General features: G+C 43.1%; 16 protein-coding genes and 2 riboswitches. Of the genes, 3 read left to right on the forward strand and 13 right to left on the reverse strand.

Translation table 11 applies throughout. The features are described 5' to 3' along the window. Positions 1 to 18: 18 nt before the first annotated feature. Positions 19 to 2,193: a glycoside hydrolase family 3 C-terminal domain-containing protein gene (locus FR7_RS17305; RefSeq protein WP_007951440.1), complete on the reverse strand. Its 2,175-nt coding sequence runs from the start codon at positions 2,191 to 2,193 to the stop codon at positions 19 to 21. Between the two features lie 308 nt (positions 2,194 to 2,501). On the opposite strand from FR7_RS17305, the gene FR7_RS17310 reads away from it, so the two are divergent. The 3 genes from FR7_RS17310 (at position 2,502) to FR7_RS17320 (ending at position 4,040) form a co-directional block, all read left to right on the forward strand. Continuing rightward, positions 2,502 to 3,359: a helix-turn-helix transcriptional regulator gene (locus FR7_RS17310; RefSeq protein ID WP_007951437.1), complete on the forward strand. Its 858-nt coding sequence runs from the start codon at positions 2,502 to 2,504 to the stop codon at positions 3,357 to 3,359. 219 nt (positions 3,360 to 3,578) lie between these two features. Next, entirely contained in the window at positions 3,579 to 3,773 is a 195-nt protein-coding gene (locus tag FR7_RS17315) for a hypothetical protein (RefSeq protein ID WP_237769550.1), read from the forward strand. 12 nt (positions 3,774 to 3,785) lie between these two features. Continuing rightward, positions 3,786 to 4,040, forward strand: a complete 255-nt coding sequence (locus tag FR7_RS17320; RefSeq protein WP_007951434.1) for a spore coat protein — start codon at positions 3,786 to 3,788, stop codon at positions 4,038 to 4,040. 75 nt (positions 4,041 to 4,115) lie between these two features. On the opposite strand, the gene meaB is transcribed toward FR7_RS17320, so the two are convergent. The 12 genes from meaB to nikB form a co-directional block, all read right to left on the reverse strand. After that, complete coding sequence (gene meaB / locus FR7_RS17325; protein ID WP_007951433.1) at positions 4,116 to 5,258, reverse strand: methylmalonyl Co-A mutase-associated GTPase MeaB; 1,143 nt, start codon at positions 5,256 to 5,258, stop codon at positions 4,116 to 4,118. A gap of 1 nt (position 5,259) precedes the next feature. Next, on the reverse strand, positions 5,260 to 7,446 hold the full coding sequence (scpA, locus tag FR7_RS17330) for a methylmalonyl-CoA mutase (protein WP_007951432.1): 2,187 nt from the start codon (positions 7,444 to 7,446) through the stop codon (positions 5,260 to 5,262). Beyond that, positions 7,446 to 9,710 carry a methylmalonyl-CoA mutase family protein gene (locus tag FR7_RS17335; RefSeq protein WP_237769551.1) on the reverse strand — a complete coding sequence of 755 codons (2,265 nt, stop codon included), beginning with the start codon at positions 9,708 to 9,710 and terminating at the stop codon, positions 7,446 to 7,448. The genes scpA and FR7_RS17335 overlap by 1 nt, the downstream gene beginning before the upstream one ends. Then, a complete protein-coding gene (locus FR7_RS17340) occupies positions 9,676 to 9,948 on the reverse strand; it encodes a hypothetical protein (protein WP_237769582.1) in 273 nt (90 codons plus the stop codon). The genes FR7_RS17335 and FR7_RS17340 overlap by 35 nt, the downstream gene beginning before the upstream one ends. Before the next feature lie 227 nt (positions 9,949 to 10,175). Continuing rightward, positions 10,176 to 10,357: riboswitch (cobalamin riboswitch) on the reverse strand. Between the two features lie 94 nt (positions 10,358 to 10,451). Next, complete coding sequence (locus tag FR7_RS17345; RefSeq protein WP_007951429.1) at positions 10,452 to 10,712, reverse strand: MATE family efflux transporter; 261 nt, start codon at positions 10,710 to 10,712, stop codon at positions 10,452 to 10,454. Between the two features lie 51 nt (positions 10,713 to 10,763). After that, positions 10,764 to 10,952, reverse strand: a complete 189-nt coding sequence (locus tag FR7_RS17350) for a hypothetical protein (protein WP_007951428.1) — start codon at positions 10,950 to 10,952, stop codon at positions 10,764 to 10,766. 314 nt (positions 10,953 to 11,266) lie between these two features. Further along, positions 11,267 to 11,872: a GNAT family N-acetyltransferase gene (locus tag FR7_RS17355; RefSeq protein WP_237769552.1), complete on the reverse strand. Its 606-nt coding sequence runs from the start codon at positions 11,870 to 11,872 to the stop codon at positions 11,267 to 11,269. Next, the gene (locus FR7_RS17360; protein WP_007951425.1) at positions 11,830 to 12,789 is read right to left on the reverse strand and encodes an ABC transporter ATP-binding protein; all 960 of its coding nucleotides are present in this window, start codon (positions 12,787 to 12,789) and stop codon (positions 11,830 to 11,832) included. The genes FR7_RS17355 and FR7_RS17360 overlap by 43 nt, the downstream gene beginning before the upstream one ends. Continuing rightward, positions 12,779 to 13,567 carry an ABC transporter ATP-binding protein gene (locus FR7_RS17365; protein ID WP_007951423.1) on the reverse strand — a complete coding sequence of 263 codons (789 nt, stop codon included), beginning with the start codon at positions 13,565 to 13,567 and terminating at the stop codon, positions 12,779 to 12,781. The genes FR7_RS17360 and FR7_RS17365 overlap by 11 nt, the downstream gene beginning before the upstream one ends. A gap of 22 nt (positions 13,568 to 13,589) precedes the next feature. Further along, complete coding sequence (locus FR7_RS17370) at positions 13,590 to 15,128, reverse strand: ABC transporter substrate-binding protein (RefSeq protein WP_162830831.1); 1,539 nt, start codon at positions 15,126 to 15,128, stop codon at positions 13,590 to 13,592. A gap of 63 nt (positions 15,129 to 15,191) precedes the next feature. Continuing rightward, complete coding sequence (nikC, locus tag FR7_RS17375; RefSeq protein WP_007936947.1) at positions 15,192 to 16,013, reverse strand: nickel transporter permease; 822 nt, start codon at positions 16,011 to 16,013, stop codon at positions 15,192 to 15,194. Continuing rightward, complete coding sequence (gene nikB, locus FR7_RS17380) at positions 16,014 to 16,955, reverse strand: nickel ABC transporter permease (RefSeq protein ID WP_007936950.1); 942 nt, start codon at positions 16,953 to 16,955, stop codon at positions 16,014 to 16,016. A gap of 118 nt (positions 16,956 to 17,073) precedes the next feature. Next, positions 17,074 to 17,254: riboswitch (cobalamin riboswitch) on the reverse strand. Positions 17,255 to 17,354 lie beyond the last annotated feature (100 nt).

The raw sequence follows: 17,354 nt of genomic DNA on the forward strand, positions 1-17,354 counted from the left end.
CCTCAATAGCAAAACCTATTAATACTCTAATTCTATAGCTTCTCCGACAACTTCTAATAGGATTTTTTCCATCACCTTGCCAGTCAGCAGCTGAAGACTCCTGGCATCTGGCTGACAGCCGCCTACATATATTTCAAATATACCAGGCTCCAATATGCAATTACCTTTTTCATTAATCAGTGCTAATTGTCTTGAAGTTAAGGTAAAGGATATTTCTTGTTCAGCGCCAGGCAGCAAATGGATTTTTTGTATGCCTTGTAATGCCCAAATAGGAACTTCTACACTCGCTTTCACATCTTTTATATACAACTGTACTGTTTCATCAGATGCAAAATTCCCAGTATTCTTAACCAATATAGAGCATTGAACGTTTTCCCCAGCACAAATTTTTGTACGATTCAGCTGCAGCTGCCGATATGCAAAAGTAGTATAACCAAGTCCGTAGCCAAAAGGATATAAGGCTTCCTTTGTCATGTATCTGTAAGTTCGATTTTTCATGGAGTAATCTGTAAACTCAGGAAGTTCTTCTGTGGTACGATAAAAGGTAATTGGCAGTTTACCTACAGGACTATATTCACCAAAAATCGCCGAAGCCAACGCTTTTCCCCCTTCTGCTCCTGGATACCAAGCCTGGATAATTGCAGGCACCTTCTCAGCAGCCCAGGTAACAGCCAAAGCACTTCCAGCAAGAAGCACCAAAATGATCGGTTTCCCTGTTTTATAAATCACTTCCAACAGTTCTTGCTGCAATCCAGGCAAATTTAGCCCCAATTTGTCCCCACTGGCATATTCGTTGGAAACATCGCCTTCTTCCCCTTCAATACTCGCATCCAGTCCCATGCACATGACGACAAGATCCGCTCGCTCTGCAGTAGAAACAGCTTCAGCAAATCGATCCCGCTCTTCTCCCAAGTTCTCTGCCTTATCTCTATACAAATGGCAGCCTTGGGCGTAAGAAACCATCGTATCTTTTCCTACTGCTTCACGAATTCCTTCCAATACGGTAATATAATTCGAAGCTGTACCGAAATAATTACCAGTAAGCGCCTCTCTGCTATTAGCGTTAGGTCCAATAACCGCAATGGATGATATTGTATTGCGGTCTAAGGGCAGTAAATGGTTTTCATTTTTTAATAGTACTAAGGTTTTTTTTGATACTTCTAAGGCAAACTCTCGATGCTCTTGACAATCATTTTGGTGAAAGCCAATATTGGTATATGGAACATTCTCAGCAGCATCAAACAAGCCTAGCTTCATTCTGGTAAGCATCAATCTTGTTACTGCCGTGTTTATGGCTTCCTCGGTAACTAACCCCTCCTGATATGCAATCAATAAATTAAGATACATATTGCCACAGTTTAAATCACAGCCGTTATTTAAAGCCAGTGCTACTGACTCCGGAGCGCTGCTGGTTACTCTATGGTTTTCATGAAAATCTTTTATCGCCCAACAGTCAGAAACCACATGTCCAGTAAAGCCCCATTCTTGTCTTAATGTTTCTTTTAAAAGTATGTTACTGCCACAGCAAGGTTCACCATTCACCCTGTTATATGCCCCCATTACCGCTTCCACATTTGCTTCTTTCACACATTCTTTAAAAGCAGGCAGATATGTTTCTCGCAAATCTTTCGGTGAAACCACAGCATCAAAACGATGCCGCTCGCTTTCCGGGCCACTATGGACGGCAAAATGTTTCGCACAGGCGGCCGCCCTTAAATATTTTTTATCCTGACCTTGTAGTCCTTTTATAAAGGACACGCCTAATCGTCCTGTCAAATAGGGATCTTCCCCAAAAGTCTCCTGCCCGCGTCCCCATCGGGGATCTCGAAAAATATTGACATTCGGAGACCAAAATGTTAACCCCTTGTATATACCATGATCTCCTTTTCTCTGAAATTCGTGAAATTTAGCTCTGGCTTCAATTGATATTATTTCGGCCACATCATAAATCAGCTTCTCATCAAAAGTAGCTGCCAACCCTATTGCTTGTGGAAATACGGTAGCAACACCTGCTCGCGCAACACCATGCAGTGCTTCACTCCACCAATTGTAAGCAGGAATGCCTAACCTAGAAATAGCTGGTGAACTGTATACCATTTGGGTTACTTTTTCTTCTATTGTCATCCTTGAAACTAAATCTTTTGCACGTTGTTCAAAACTCAATGTCTCATCTTGATAATCAAATATTTCCATTCTCTCATCCCCCTTGTAAGCCATTCCTTAAACCATTGCGATTTGCTTCATATTCATCAAAAAATATACGATCTCTGTTCTAAATAATGCAACACTAACAGAAACTTTTAGTTTATAATCTATAGTATAATACTTTTAATTTTTTAAATATTCTCATTTTTTGCTGCAATATCATCACTTCTTGCTTGATGTTATTTACATAGGATACCATTACATCTTCTAATGAAATTAAGCTATATTTTTGATAATCCATTTTTACTCTTATAATTCATCTTGGATAAAATTAATTATAAGTTAGGAGTGCATTTATGATCATAGAAGGCTTACAAGAAAAAGATATATATACCGAAACCTATCCCTTTCGTATTGAATTAAATACGTTTGATAACTTTGATTGGCCTTTGCATTGGCATCATGCTGCTGAATTGGTATACCCAGTCGAAAACGATTATGTGGCTACGGTAAATGGTCAAGAATATACAATGTGTGAAAAAGATATTCTATTTATTGCTGGTGGGGATATTCATAGTTTTCATACCCGTAATAACAAAGGAAATCGTTTTTTTATTCAATTTGAAATCTCCACACTGGATGTGTTTGGCCAATCACATCAGCTTACTCCTTTCTTATCTATGACAAAATTCATCTCTGCCAAAGAAGACCCCTTATTGCACACCGAATTAGAAAAAAACATTATTGCCCTGATTAATGAATACCAGCATCGAGCATTGGGATATACCTTATATCTAAATGCCCGAATATTTGACATTCTGGTGTTATTATCCCGCAGTGTTTGTAACAATATCAATGCTGAAATATCAAGCAGCAGCAATAAAAAATTTCATATTTTAGAGAAATTAAATTTAGCATTTCAATATATTGAAGAACAATATCAAAATGACATCTCCCTTAAAGATGTTTCTTCTGCCGCAGGCTTTAGCGAATACCATTTTTCAAGAATTTTTAAGGAAATGACCGGTAATCATTTTTTGAGCTATTTAAATGAACGCCGTATAAAAAAAGCAATTAGATTATTAATTGCTCATAACATGTCCATTACCGAAATTGCCCTTTCCTCTGGCTTTAACAGCATTGCTACCTTTAACAGAACTTTTAAGAAACTAAAAGGCTGTACACCCGTAGAGTACAAAAAAATGCAGTTTTAGAACTCTGCCTAAAACCGTGCTCATCAGTGTCAGACATTAAGATGCTTTAAAGAAATTTCATACATTAAAACTGGAACTAGACAGACTGGGAAGCTGGCAATTATCAAAATTGTCAGCAACGTGATAGCAATACTCCTCCTATGGTAATTACCTATTTTTACCTGAATAATGTAGTATTTTTTGCTCAATACTACACATGTATTATATCTATAGAAGGGGGTGTTATCTTTGGCCCAATTAAATCAAATGGAACTACAGCATTTACGTCACATGATTGGTGGTCATGAAACTGTAGCCAACAAACTTGAAGCGTATGGTCAGCAGTGCAATGATGCACAACTAAAGCAAATGTTTATTCAAGATGCATCGGCTGCTAGAAGCTCCAAACAGAAACTCATATCATTTTTACAATAGGAGGAAGTTAATATGAATGATAAAGATATGTTAAATGATTATCTATCAATGATAAAAGGCAGTTTAGCTACATACGCCAATGTAATCGCTGAAACAAATGACTCTCAATTACGCTCAACCTTTCAGCAAATGAGAAATCAGGATGAGCAGAGGCAATATCAAATTGCGCAAACAGCTATGCAAAAAGGATATTACAAGCCAGCTGCCCCTGCTCAGCAAAACGAAATACAGCAAGTAAAAACCGATTTGACTAATCCAACAATGTAAGGAAAATAAATCACAAAAGTAAAATCCCATGACTTTTTACCTAGTCATGGGACTTTACTTTTGCTTTAAAAAGACTCAATGTCCTTCAAAGATCTCGATTAAGCTTTTCACTGCCATGGTGGCGGAAATGCGCCCTTCTATCACATCTTGTTCGATTATCGGCTTTTTCTGAATTACTTCGGGATGATTCATAAATAAGGTTTGTAAATATTCTTGCACCATTGATTGTACCCAGCTTAACATTTGCGTCCGACGTCGTCTTTCAAAGATTCCAGATGCTGCAGTTACTTCTTGGAACTTTTCAATCATCCGCCAAACATCTTCCACTCCCTCACCAGTATACGCGGAACAAGTATGCCCTTTGGTAACCCATCCCTCTGTAGCGGGACGCAAAAAATGCAAGATGCGGTCATAGTCTACTTTCGCCATCAAAGCCTTTTGCTTGTTATCACCATCTGCCTTATTGATTACAATGGCATCCGCTAATTCAATGACTCCTTTTTTCATACCTTGCAGTTCATCTCCTGCTCCAGTGATCATCAGCAAGAGGAAAAAATCAACCATAGAGCGAACTGTTACTTCGCTTTGCCCTACACCGACGGTTTCAATTAACAGTACATCATAGCCGCCAGCTTCGCATAGCAGAATCGTTTCCCGGCTTTTACGAGTTACCCCTCCCAATGTTCCGCTGGAAGGAGAAGGTCTGATAAAAGCTCTCGGGTCACGAGAGAGCTGCTCCATGCGAGTCTTATCTCCTAAAATACTGCCCTTCGTTACCGTACTGCTAGGATCAACTGCCAGCACTGCTACTTTATGCCCTTTATTACACAATTGGCACCCCAGAGCCTCAATAAAAGTACTTTTCCCGGCTCCCGGGACACCAGTAATTCCTACGCGGACGGATTTACCTGTATGAGGCAGCAATTGTTTTAATATTTCCTGGGTCAGCTCCATGTGAGCTGGCAAATTACTTTCAATGAGTGTGATCGCTCTGGACAGCATAACCCGATTGCCACTCAATACACCTTGAACATATTCATCTACGGAAGGCTGGCGACGAACGGCTCGGGGCTGAAAAGACATATCTGTTTTTTCCTGGTTCTGCATACCATCATGCCGACTCTGAATTCCGCCCATAACTTCTGTAGTAAACGCCTCTCCTGCATTGGCTGGAATCCATTCCGGCTTCCACCGATCCTTCTTCTCTTCATGGTTCATATCATTTCACTTCCTGTGAATAACGTCCTAACTCTTTTAATATTTTCTCTGCTGCTACCGGAATAATGGTTCCAGGCCCAAAAATGGCTGCGGCTCCATTTTCTCGCAAGAACTCATAATCTTGGGCCGGAATAACCCCACCGATGACAACCATAATATCCTCTCGTCCAAGCTTCTTAAGTTCTTCAATTAGCTGTGGCAGCAGCGTTTTATGTCCAGCTGCCAATGAACTCATACCTACTACGTGAACATCATTATCAACCGCTTGCTGTGCGGTTTCTTCTGCGGTTTGGAACAAAGGTCCGATATCTACGTCAAATCCCATATCGGCAAAGGCGGTTGATATTACTTTTGCTCCTCGATCATGACCATCCTGCCCCATTTTGGCAATCATAATTCTTGGGCGGCGGCCTTCTGTTTTTTCAAACTCATCAGCCATGGCCCTTACTTTATTGATCGTTTCTTCTTCGGCAAACTCACTGCTATACACCCCGGAAATCGAACGGATAATCGCCTTATGCCGTCCGGCGACGTGCTCAATGGCATCGGAAATTTCACCTAAACTCGCTCTGGCTCTTGTTGCTTCAATGGCCAGTGCCAATACATTTCCTTCTCCAGTTTCCATGGATTTTGTAATGGCCTCCAAGGAACGTCTAACCCTATCATTATCCCGGTTGCTGCGCAGTTTTTCCAACCGCTGAATTTGAGACAGACGAACGGCAGTATTATCTACGGACAAAATATCAAGAGGATCTTCTTTTTCCAGCCGGTACCGATTGACTCCTACAATCGTTTCCCTGCCTGAGTCAATATGTGCCTGGCGTCTTGCTGCTGCTTCCTCAATTCTCATTTTAGGAAGTCCTGTGTCAATCGCCTTGGACATGCCTCCTAATCGTTCTACTTCCTGAATATGACTCCATGCTCTTTTAACCAACTCATTTGTCAAGGCTTCTACATAATAAGAGCCGCCCCATGGATCGAGAACTTTACAAACCATGGTCTCATCTTGAATATAAAGCTGCGTATTACGAGCGATTCGGGCAGAGAAGTCTGTAGGCAAAGCAATGGCCTCATCCAGTGCATTAGTATGCAATGATTGTGTATGACCAAGGGCAGCTCCCATAGCTTCCATGCAAGTGCGTCCTACATTGTTAAAAGGATCTTGCTCAGTCAGGCTCCAGCCTGAAGTTTGGGAGTGAGTTCTAAGGGCCATGGATTTTGGGTTTTTAGGATTAAATTGTTTAATAATCTTAGCCCATAGCAAACGTCCTGCCCGCATTTTGGCTACTTCCATAAAATAATTCTTACCAATCGCCCAGAAAAAGGATAGCCGCGGAGCAAAGGCATCCACATCCATGCCTGCCTTAATTCCTGTTTTAATATACTCCAAACCATCGGCCAAGGTATAACCAAGTTCAATATCCGCAGTAGCTCCTGCTTCTTGCATATGGTAACCGGAAATACTAATACTATTAAACTTCGGCATAAATTGTGAGGTATAAGAGAATATATCTGCAATGATGCGCATGGATGGCTCAGGTGGGTAGATATAGGTATTACGCACCATAAATTCTTTCAAGATATCATTCTGAATGGTACCTGTTAGTAACTCCTGTTTTACCCCCTGCTCTTCTGCTGCCACAATATAGAAAGCCAATATGGGCAGCACAGCACCATTCATTGTCATAGATACTGACATCTTATCCAAAGGGATACCTGAGAATAAAATTTCCATATCCAAGATGGAATCAACAGCAACACCAGCTTTTCCTACATCCCCCACAACACGGGGATGATCAGAATCATAACCTCTATGGGTCGCCAAATCAAAAGCAATGGACAGACCTTTTTGCCCGGCAGCCAAGTTCCGCCGATAAAAGGCATTACTTTCCTCAGCAGTGGAAAACCCTGCATATTGACGCACTGTCCATGGCCTCAGCACATACATATTAGCATAAGGTCCCCGCAAGAAAGGCGCGATTCCAGCTACATAAGGCAAATGATCAATTCCCTCAAGATCAGCTTTGGTATATAAAGGTTTCAGATTGATTTGTTCCATCGTCTTAAATTCCAGTTCATCGAGCAACTTACCACTATTACGTTCCACTTCTTTCTGCCAGGCAGATACATCGGAAGATTCAAAGTCTTTTCGGCAAGAGATTTTAGTAAAATCCGGTTTTATTAACATTACACAATACCTCTATCTTTCTGAAGTTTGGCAAGCATTTTATAACAATTAGCTCTAACATGGATAAAATCGTCGACCCCAGCTTCTTTGTACACCAGCTGCAAATCGTCCGGCGGTAAACCTGCTAAAAATAAGGTAATATTAGGATTGCCTTCCTTAATCAGTTTAGCCAAAGGTGATACTAATTCCGGATAGGTGGCATCTGTTGAGCAAATAACAGCAATTGTTGCCCCTGATTCCAAAGCAGCCTTAGCCGCTTCTTCTACCGTAGCAAAACCATTGTTTTTCAGCATGGTAAAAGCGCCTACCTCTAAAAATCCGCTGACAAAATCGGCTCGTGCCTTATGCTGAGGAATTTCTCCCATATTAACAAGGAATACCTCTACATTCTTGCCTGTTCTTTCAATATAGGATTCAGTACGCTGACGTAGCTGCCTATATTGTTCGTCAGCTGAATGAATATTCAAGGGGTTAAATGATGTTACATTCTGATTTTTACGAATCACATGTGTAATATCCCCCAATGTAGCTCCGCTAAGAACAGCAGTAATAGCTGCCTCTAAAAGAGATTTTTCTGCAGTCCCCTTCAAAGATGACTGCTCCACTTCTTCTAATCTGCTTTTACATTCTACATCGTCAATATCCAGGCGATAGTCATTAATTTGGTTCTTACGCTGCTCTTTGAAGATACGAGCATCAAAGACAGGAACTTCTAATGGTTTTTCCAGCAGATTGGGATACATATTGGTACCTAAAATGACATCTTTACGCTTGGCCAGACCATCTGCCTTACTTTTTGCTGTAATTCCTACCTGTTCTTGAGGCAAGTTTTGTTGCAAGGCTTCCACAATACCTCCGGCCGCTTCTACCTCTTGAAACAAACTCCAAGTCTTTTCGGCTACCTCACTGGTTAATTTTTCGATATACCAAGATCCGCCTGCCGGATCAACTGGCTGCGTCAAATTACATTCCTGCTGCAGCATGATTTGTGTATTGCGGGCAATGCGATGAGAAAAATCATCCGCTGGCCGCACGGCTTCATCAAAATAACCTACATGCAAACTATCTACACCGCCTACAATAGCAGAAAAGGCTTCTGTGGTTGTCCTAAGCATATTTACATAAGGATCATAGACACTTTTTGTAAAAGCAGAAGTTCGTGCATGAATGTACATCTTTTGCGCTTCTTGGGTTCCGCCGAAGGCCTCTACAATCTGCGCCCACAACATACGCCCAGCTCTGAGTTTAGCAATTTCCATAAAGAAATTAGTACCTACCGAGAAGGAAAAAACGATCTGTTTAGCAGCGACATCGATAGCGGCGCCCCGCTGCTGCATCTTCTGCAAATATTCCACACCAGTGGCTAATACAAAAGCTAATTCCTGTACTGCATTTGCACCACTATTATGATAAGGATGCCCCTGTACCAGTATCGTTCTTAATTGTTTTGTATTATCGTGAGCCCAATTAGCCGTTGCTGCCATTTCATCATAGTAGGTATCTAAAGAATATGCTAATTCACCTACTGTAGCCAAATATCCAATTGGATCTACACCAATGCAGCCTTTTAACTGATGATAATCGCTGCCGTTGGCTTTCATTAAAGCTGCAAATAAACTGAGCAGCTGCATACCAGAAGTACCCGCAAAAATCAATAAAGGAGTTTTTTCTAAATCAAAACTATGAAAGGTCTGCTGCACATCATCTAAGGTTGACAAAGATATGCCTTTGCCTAGATAAGCATCATCGGCTTTGTCACCATCTATGCCATTCAAGGTCGCTTTATCGGCAACTACATGGATGGTCGTTCCACCTTTATTTAACTCATTCTGCAGAACTTCATGCATTTTCACAGCAAAAGGTTCGGCGCACTCTTGACTGATCTCCCATGGTTTGTCTAAGTATCCCATAGCATTGGACCCTCGTACAAAAGGAAAGCTGCCAGGCAAGGATTCACAATGAGTTAATCCTTCCAAATCTTCTATCCGATACATTGGCTGCAAATTAATACCTTCATAGGTTTTGGTGATTAGCTTTTTCTCCCAATTCGCTCCTTTTAGTGCTTTTTCTGACTCAGCCCGCCATTCTTCATAGGTGGGATAGGGAAACTCAGCAAAGAACCGTGCTGGCGGCTCTTCATGACCTGTTTCTTTATTCTCTACATTCTGATTTGACATACTTTCACCATCCATTTCATTGTCATTCTCTAGCTTTTCATTCAATGGTCCATTAAGGCTGACTGATAATTTGTACTCGATCCACACCAAAGCTGGAACGAATCAGCGGCACGAACCGGCTCTCGATTATAGATCGATACATTTCCTTCTTCGTAATAAGCAGTAACATGCCATTGCCTTTCCTTATACGAATCAAGGAATTAATATATTTTTCAAATTCTGCAGGCAGCATCTGTTCTTTTAATACATGCAATCCTGCCAATAGCTCCGGAGATTCTTGTTCCATTCGTTCTACCAAAGGCGTAAATGGTTCCCATTTCAGCATATCCACTGATGACCTCTACTTTCTTTTCCAGATTTTACAGCTAAAATCTCACTGATAGCAATGTATTTTATCACCCCTTTTCGAAATAAAAAAACTCCCAGCATAGGCCGAGAGCTTAAACGCAAGTATAGAAATAGTATTAATAAAGCCTGGCTATCATAAAACAGCCAGGACGAAAAAAACGCGAATCTTGCGCGTAAATCCCCTCCCCATCTCTCGCAGGTCAATCGGTGATTGCTATATAGGCAGTTCTCCTGACTTTGAATCATTGCTTACCCATACCTTCCCAGAATATTACTCCAGTGGCATAAAAATGGGTTTGCTCCTCATTACAGTGGCGGGACCGCGCCGGAATTGAACCGGACTTCCCTATTAAGCCCCAAAGGGCACCTATACCATCCATATGAAATTTTTGATACGTTATAATATTCACTTTATAATATCTTTAATAAATTGTCAAGTTTTATGTGCTATGATCGGATTGCATACGAGTCTTAAATCTGTTAAATAAAAAAATGGATGGAACCAGCTATGAGCGAAGATGTTCCAATCCCCATCGCCAAAAACACAGCTATGTAAATTGCGATAATAGCATTTGTGATGCCAACGGCCGACACTTCGTGCAAACCAATTTTAGATACAAAAAGAGTGTCAACAAACCCTACGATCGTAATTAAAAAGTTCTCAATTACAGTCGGTACCGCAAGTGTTAATACAACTTTTACTTTTTTCTTTATATTTGGATTCAGAACATTATTAAGCATATTTAGACTCCTGCATGAGACGAATAGTAGAAAAGTCACATTATATTGGGCTTAATCCTGCCTGCTATTAAAGAAAGAATTGATTTTCTTTAATAGCTTAAGAACTGGATTGATTAGAAACGGTATAAAGGCCAACGCAATCGGAACATAGTTTGCTAAAGTTCTAACCAAGGTGCCAGAATGGGCATATGCGATTGCCGGTATAACAAGCATTACTATCATCAGTCGAATTACTCTCATCTTTCTACCTCCTTCTAGCTATGAAAATCAATATGAAAACTGCCTAATGTACCTTTTCTCAAAGCATATCTTTCAATAAAATAGTTAATTTTGGTAGGATCTCTTTTATTTATCTTATCCCCCCAGGGGGATATTGCAAGATTTTTATTTTTTTGTGCACTCCTTTGTGTGCCGCGACAGCGGCATTGTGCCTTTGTGGTTCATAATTTCTTATATTTTTCATTTACTAAAACTTATAAATTCTAGCGCATAAACGTTAAAAAGGTCTGCAAAACTTCTCGTTTGTGCAGACCTTTTTAACGTTTATACACTATTTACTTAGATACAACTGATTTTTCCATATGCACAATTTGAGCATCGCCCTCTTCTTCCACTACAATGCGAAAACCCTGCTTCTCCCAGAAATGAAATCCGCCTGGCAAGAATCGGTGTGTGTGCAGATATATGATTTCATACTCTTTTTCATAACAAAAGGCTTCGACTTCTTTTAGCAGTCTCGATCCAATCCCTTGTCTTCTCAGTGTTTTTTCAATATAACAGCGTCCAATTTCCGCAGTAGTCTTTCCGGGATAGCGTCCTTTCAGAACGGCAATCCGGTCATTATACTCACAAATCGCAATTGTCCCGATAACAGCGCCTTCAAGAGAGAAGGCAGCCCACATTTGATTGCGGTCAGGCTCAATATATAACTTCGCCAGTCCCCAGACATCATCGGTAATAGCACTTTGTCCAGCCTGGGAAAAGAGGTCCTGCAGCTGTCCTAACAAGAAATTTTGCACACTGGCAATATCATTATTGTCAATCTTGCGAATCACTATATTTGGGGCGTCCATCGTAACCTTCCTTTCATGTCCTGCTAAATGTCGTTTTTCCCTGATTACAGCTTTAATAAATGGCAGGCGGCACTGTGCCCTGGCCAAAGCTCCTCGAGCACCGGCTTTTCTCTTCCGCATCTTTCTATGCTCTCCGGACACCTGCTCTGAAACGGGCACCCTGGCGGCAAGTCAAGAGGGCTTGGTATCTCTCCCTCCAGCGACCGGACCACTGTGCCCTCTTTTTTCTTTACAGGAAAAACCGCCTGCAGCAACGCCTTCGTATAAGGATGCTTCGCTTCATTCAGTACGTCGCCCGCAAGCACCTCTACGATATTACCGAGATACATTACGGCAATACGATGGCTTATCTGAGATACCAATGCCAAATCATGACAGATAAAAATCATGGATAGATTCTTTTCCCGCTGTATTCTGACCAGAAGCTCTATAATCTTTTTCTGCACCGATACATCCAGTGCACTGGTCGCCTCATCACAAACCAGGATCTCTGGTTCAAGCGCCAGCGCTCGGGCAATCCCGACACGCTGACGCTGCCCACCACTCATGTTGCCGGGATAGCGGTCGGCAAACTCTTCCGGCAGTTCAACCATACGCAAAAGTTCTTCAGCCTTTTTTTCCGCCTCACGGTCTTTTATCAGCTTAAAGTTGCGCAGCGGCTCACAAAGGATATCTTTTATTTTCATCTTTGGATTAAAGGCCTGCGAGGGATCCTGAAACACCATCTGGATATGCCGACGACTTTGCCGCATACGCTCTCCCGTAAGCCGGGTCAGATCCTCGCCCCGGTGGCAGATAGCCCCACTTGTCGTTGTATGGAGCTGCATGATCAGTTTTACCAGCGTGCTTTTACCGCAGCCGCTTTCGCCAACAACGCCGAGGGTTTCTCCCTGATAAAGGGATAGCGAAACATCATCACAGGCTGTCAGTATGCACCCATCAGCTATTGGAAAACGCTTTATGACATGCTCAATTGTTAAAATCGTCTCCTTGTCAGCTGACATAGCTTTTCCCTCCAACCTGCGGTACCGCATCTAACAGTTCTTTTGTATAGATCGACTGTGGCCGGGCGATAATCTCATCCGTTCTACCGGATTCTACGATCTCGCCTGCTTGCATAACGATCAGCTTATCCGACATATAAGCTGCTACACCGATATTATGCGTAACAATAATGATTGCCGTTTTATCTTGTTGGCAAATCTCCATCATTTCTTTTACTACCTGCGCCTGGGTTGTCACATCCAGAGCCGAGGTCGGCTCATCCGCCAGCAGAAGCCGCGGTTTAAAAACCATCGCCATTGCCACGCCAACACGCTGACGCATACCGCCGCTCAGTTCAAACGGATAGCTGTTCATAATATTTTCCGTATTAGGCAAGTGCATTTTTCTGAGCATATCTTCTGCTGCCCTGGCTGCTTCCTTTTTTGTCAACGGCGAGTGTTCACGTATATACTCTATGAATTGGCTGCCGATACGGGCGATAGGGTCCAGTATGCTGCCGCTGTCTTGAAAAACCATAGTTGCCTTTGTTCCACAGAGGCGACACCACTCAGCAGTGGTATTCTCCAATAGATTTTTTCCTTCAAAGAGAATTTTCCCGCCGCTTACACGCCCCTCATGCGGCAGGCAGCCAAGAATCGCGCGGATAACCGTTGTTTTGCCACTACCGCTTTCGCCTACAATTGCAAGGACCTCGCCCTCATCAAGCGATACATTAACATTCCGGACAATTTCACGTTCCCCATAGGATACTGAAAGGTCCGATACTTCTAGCAACATTTCAGTTCTCCTTTATGTGATATTATTTTTTAGCGGGTTTAATCTTATTGGTCAGCCAATAATAATCGGACGGATACATCTGGGCACCTTCAATCAAGGTTGAACTAATAATGTTTGTTTCCGGATAGCCCAGAAACAAAGCGGCCCCGTCGTTCATAATGATCTGCTGACAATCGATAATTAGCTGGCGGCGCTGTTGACGGTCAAACGTTGTGGAAAGTTCAGCAAACTTCGCATCCAGTGCAGGATTGCTGTAACCGGAGCCGTTCTGCGGATTATCGCCGTTTGTATTTGTTTTCCAGTACCAATTTAAGAAGATCTCCGGATCGCCGGTATTGGCAGTCGTAATGTTTGAAATTAAAAGGCCATATTCGCCGTTAATCCCCATTTTATCGATTAAGTTATAGTCCACCGTCTTGATTTTTACATCGAAACCAACCTTCTTCGCATCAGACTGCACAGCCTCAGCATAAATGGGCAGTTCAGCGCGGCTGTTGTATACTACAAAATCCACCGTAAGCTTCTTACCATCTTTTTCCAATACACCATCACCGTCAGCATCTTTCCAGCCCGCTTCGGCCAACAACTGCTTGGCACGTTCGATATTATAGCTGTTCGGATCCTTGAGCTGATCAAAACCGTAATCCATTGACGGCGGGACTGGCGCCTTGCCTTCAATAAAGGTTCCCTTCAGAATAACCTCATTGTACACTTTTCTATCACAGGCACTGATAAATGCCGCACGAACCTTCGGATCGCCCAAAACGCCTTGTTGATTAATCCGAGCTAATACGGTGCGCAGCGAGGCAATTCTGTCAACATGGAACTTCGCCGCATCATTAAAAAGACCAATGTCACCTGCTGCAATATTGACCGCCATGTCCACCTCGCCAGACTGCAAAGCCATTGCCCGTGTATTCGGATCATCTATGGATGGAATTTCAACCGTCTCATAAGGCACTACGCCGTCCCAGTAATAAGGGTTTTTCACCATAACTGCTTTATCCTTGACAAAAGTCTTGCACATATACGGACCGGTACCAATGGGTCCTTCCTTTGCAAAATTACGTGCCGGTTCAGCCGATACATCCACAATTAAAAAGAGCGGGTCAGCTAAAAATCCCGGCATATTAGGTTCCGGTTTTTCCGTAAAGATGGTAAGCGTTTGGCCCTCAGCCTTCATTTCTTTATACTTAAAAAACGTTACTGCCCGTTTATTCTTGGCAAAAGCTCTTTCTAGCGATGCCTTAACAGCAGCCGCATCCAACGGTTTACCGTTCGAGAATTTCACACCATCCCTAATTTTAAATGTCCAGGTCATGTGGTCGCCACTGATCTGCCAGCTTTCAGCCAGCCACGGCTGTACATTCATCTTTTCATCAAATTTCGCCAGGCTTTCCCCGATGCCATAGCGCATGACAACCCAGCCAAAATAATTTTCTGTCGGCTCCAGTGAATCGGCAAAGTTGGTTACACCAATTTTCAGAGTCTTTGTGTCGGCTTCCTTTTTACCGCTGCCGCCGCACCCCGCTATAAAGACCGCCGCCAAACACACTATCATAAGTACCCAGGTTAACTTTCCTAATCTTTTCAAGAAATCTCATCCTTTCTCATCTGTATTTATTCAATTTGCCCGCTGCGGGTCCATGATATCGCGCAGGCTGTCTCCCCATAGATTAAAAATTGTTACTACCATCAGAATTGCTGCCCCCGGATAAAGCATCAGCCAAGGAGCTGTTTGGATATGCTGTCTTCCCTCATTGAGCATAAGACCCCATTCCGGCGTCGGCGGCTGCGCGCCAAAACCCAAAAAGGACAACCCGGACAATTCCATGATCATTGTACCGATGTCCATCGCGGCCGTCACAACAATTGTCGGCAGGATATTGGGTAAAATATGGCGCCATAGAATATGGAGCGGTCTTGACCCGCTTGTTACAGCCGCGGCAATAAAGTCACGCTGACGCAGCTTTAGCGTAAGGCTGCGCCCCAAACGAGCGTACTTAGTCCAGCTGACCGCCGCCAACGCCAAAATTGCATTGATGATATTGCCGCCCAGCATGCCGGCAATAGCAATAGCCAGCACGATTCCTGGAAAAGCCAGCATCATATCGACAATGCGCATAAGTACGGTATCTACCTTTCCCCCCATGTAGCCCGCCAACACGCCAATAAAAGTTCCCACCACCGTTATCACGGCGACCAGCGACAGCGTCATCATCAGCGAAGTGCGTGCCCCATAAATAATACGTGACAAACAATCCCGCCCTAGCTTGTCCGTCCCAAACAAGTGCTCATCAGAGGGTGCCTGCAGGGAATGCCGCATCACCGCATCATACGGATCGTAAGGAGCCAACCATGGCGCAAAAATTGCAAAGCCGAGAATCAAAAGGACAAAAAATGTATAAAGCCAGAACAAGAACTTATCCTTTGTCAAATTTCCCATTCAGCATCCCCCTTTCTTCAGCCGCGGGTCAAGATACGTATAGGAAATATCGACCAACAAATTGATCCCCATATACAAAACTGCAATCCAGAGAACAAACCCCTGTACCAAAGGATAGTCACGCATCTCAATGGCATGTACTGCCATTTTGCCAAGTCCGGGCCAGGAAAAGACCATCTCAATGACAGCCACGCCGCCCAGAAGCCAGCCAATTTGCAGGCCTAAAAGCGTAATAAGCGGCAAGCATGCATTTGGCAGCACATGGCGCCAGAGAATTTTGTGCATAGGAAATCCTCGTATCCGTGCTCCGGTGATATATTCCTGTCCCAGTTCCTCTAAAACCGCTGTACGCACCTGCCGCGTATATTTAGCTGCCATCGCAATGGCCAGCGTCAACGTGGGAAGAATCATCCTGTCGAATGATACCTCTCCGCCCGCTATCGGAAACAATCTCAGCTTCAGCCCCAAAACATACAACAAAATGAGTCCTACCCAAAAGCTCGGCATGGATACGCCCAAAAACGAAGTGCCGCGAATAAGATAATCCAGCGGGCGGTTTCGATATACAGCCGATAGTATCCCGCACGGAACCGAGATCAGAAGCATTGTCACCGTCGCCGAGGCAGCAAGCACCATAGTTCCCGGCAGGCTTTGCCAGAGTCGGTCAGCTACGGGCATTTTTGCCGAATACGACATGCCCATGTCTCCCTGTAAGACACCTGCGAGCCAGCGGAAATACTGTACATGAAATGGTTTGTCCAATCCAAGCTGTGCCCGCGTCTCGGCAATTGTATCCTCTGAAACAATTGTGTCAGCTACCTCCAACAGCATCTCTACCGGATCACCCGGTGACAGATACATCAGAGAAAATGTCAGCAGACTCACACCGAAAAGAGTAATAAGCATCTGCATTAAACGATGTACGAGTTCTTTTCCCTTCAAATCACCCTCTCCTCTCTATAAAATAAAAAAACTCTCGGCATAAACCGAGAGTAAAACGCAAGCAGAAAACAATACGACAATTCGCATAAATCCCATCCCCATCTCTCGCAGGTCATATCGGTGATTTGTTATATAGGCAGTTCTCCTGACTCTGGATCATCACTCCCCCAAACCTTCCCAAGATATCATCTCAGTGGCACAACATGGGTTTGCTCCTCATTACAGTGGCGGGACCGTGTCGGCATTGAACCAAACTTCCCTATTAAGCCCCGAAGGGCACCTATACCAGCAATATATAATTGTAATAGCCATTCTCATCGATACTTTACAATAGAATCCGCTCTTTGTCAACTGTTGGAGTTTTTTGCAATAAATAGATAAACGGAGGAAATCCCCTTT

Source organism: Pelosinus fermentans DSM 17108 (assembly GCF_000271485.2).
Taxonomy (GTDB): Bacteria; Bacillota; Negativicutes; order DSM-13327; family DSM-13327; genus Pelosinus; species Pelosinus fermentans.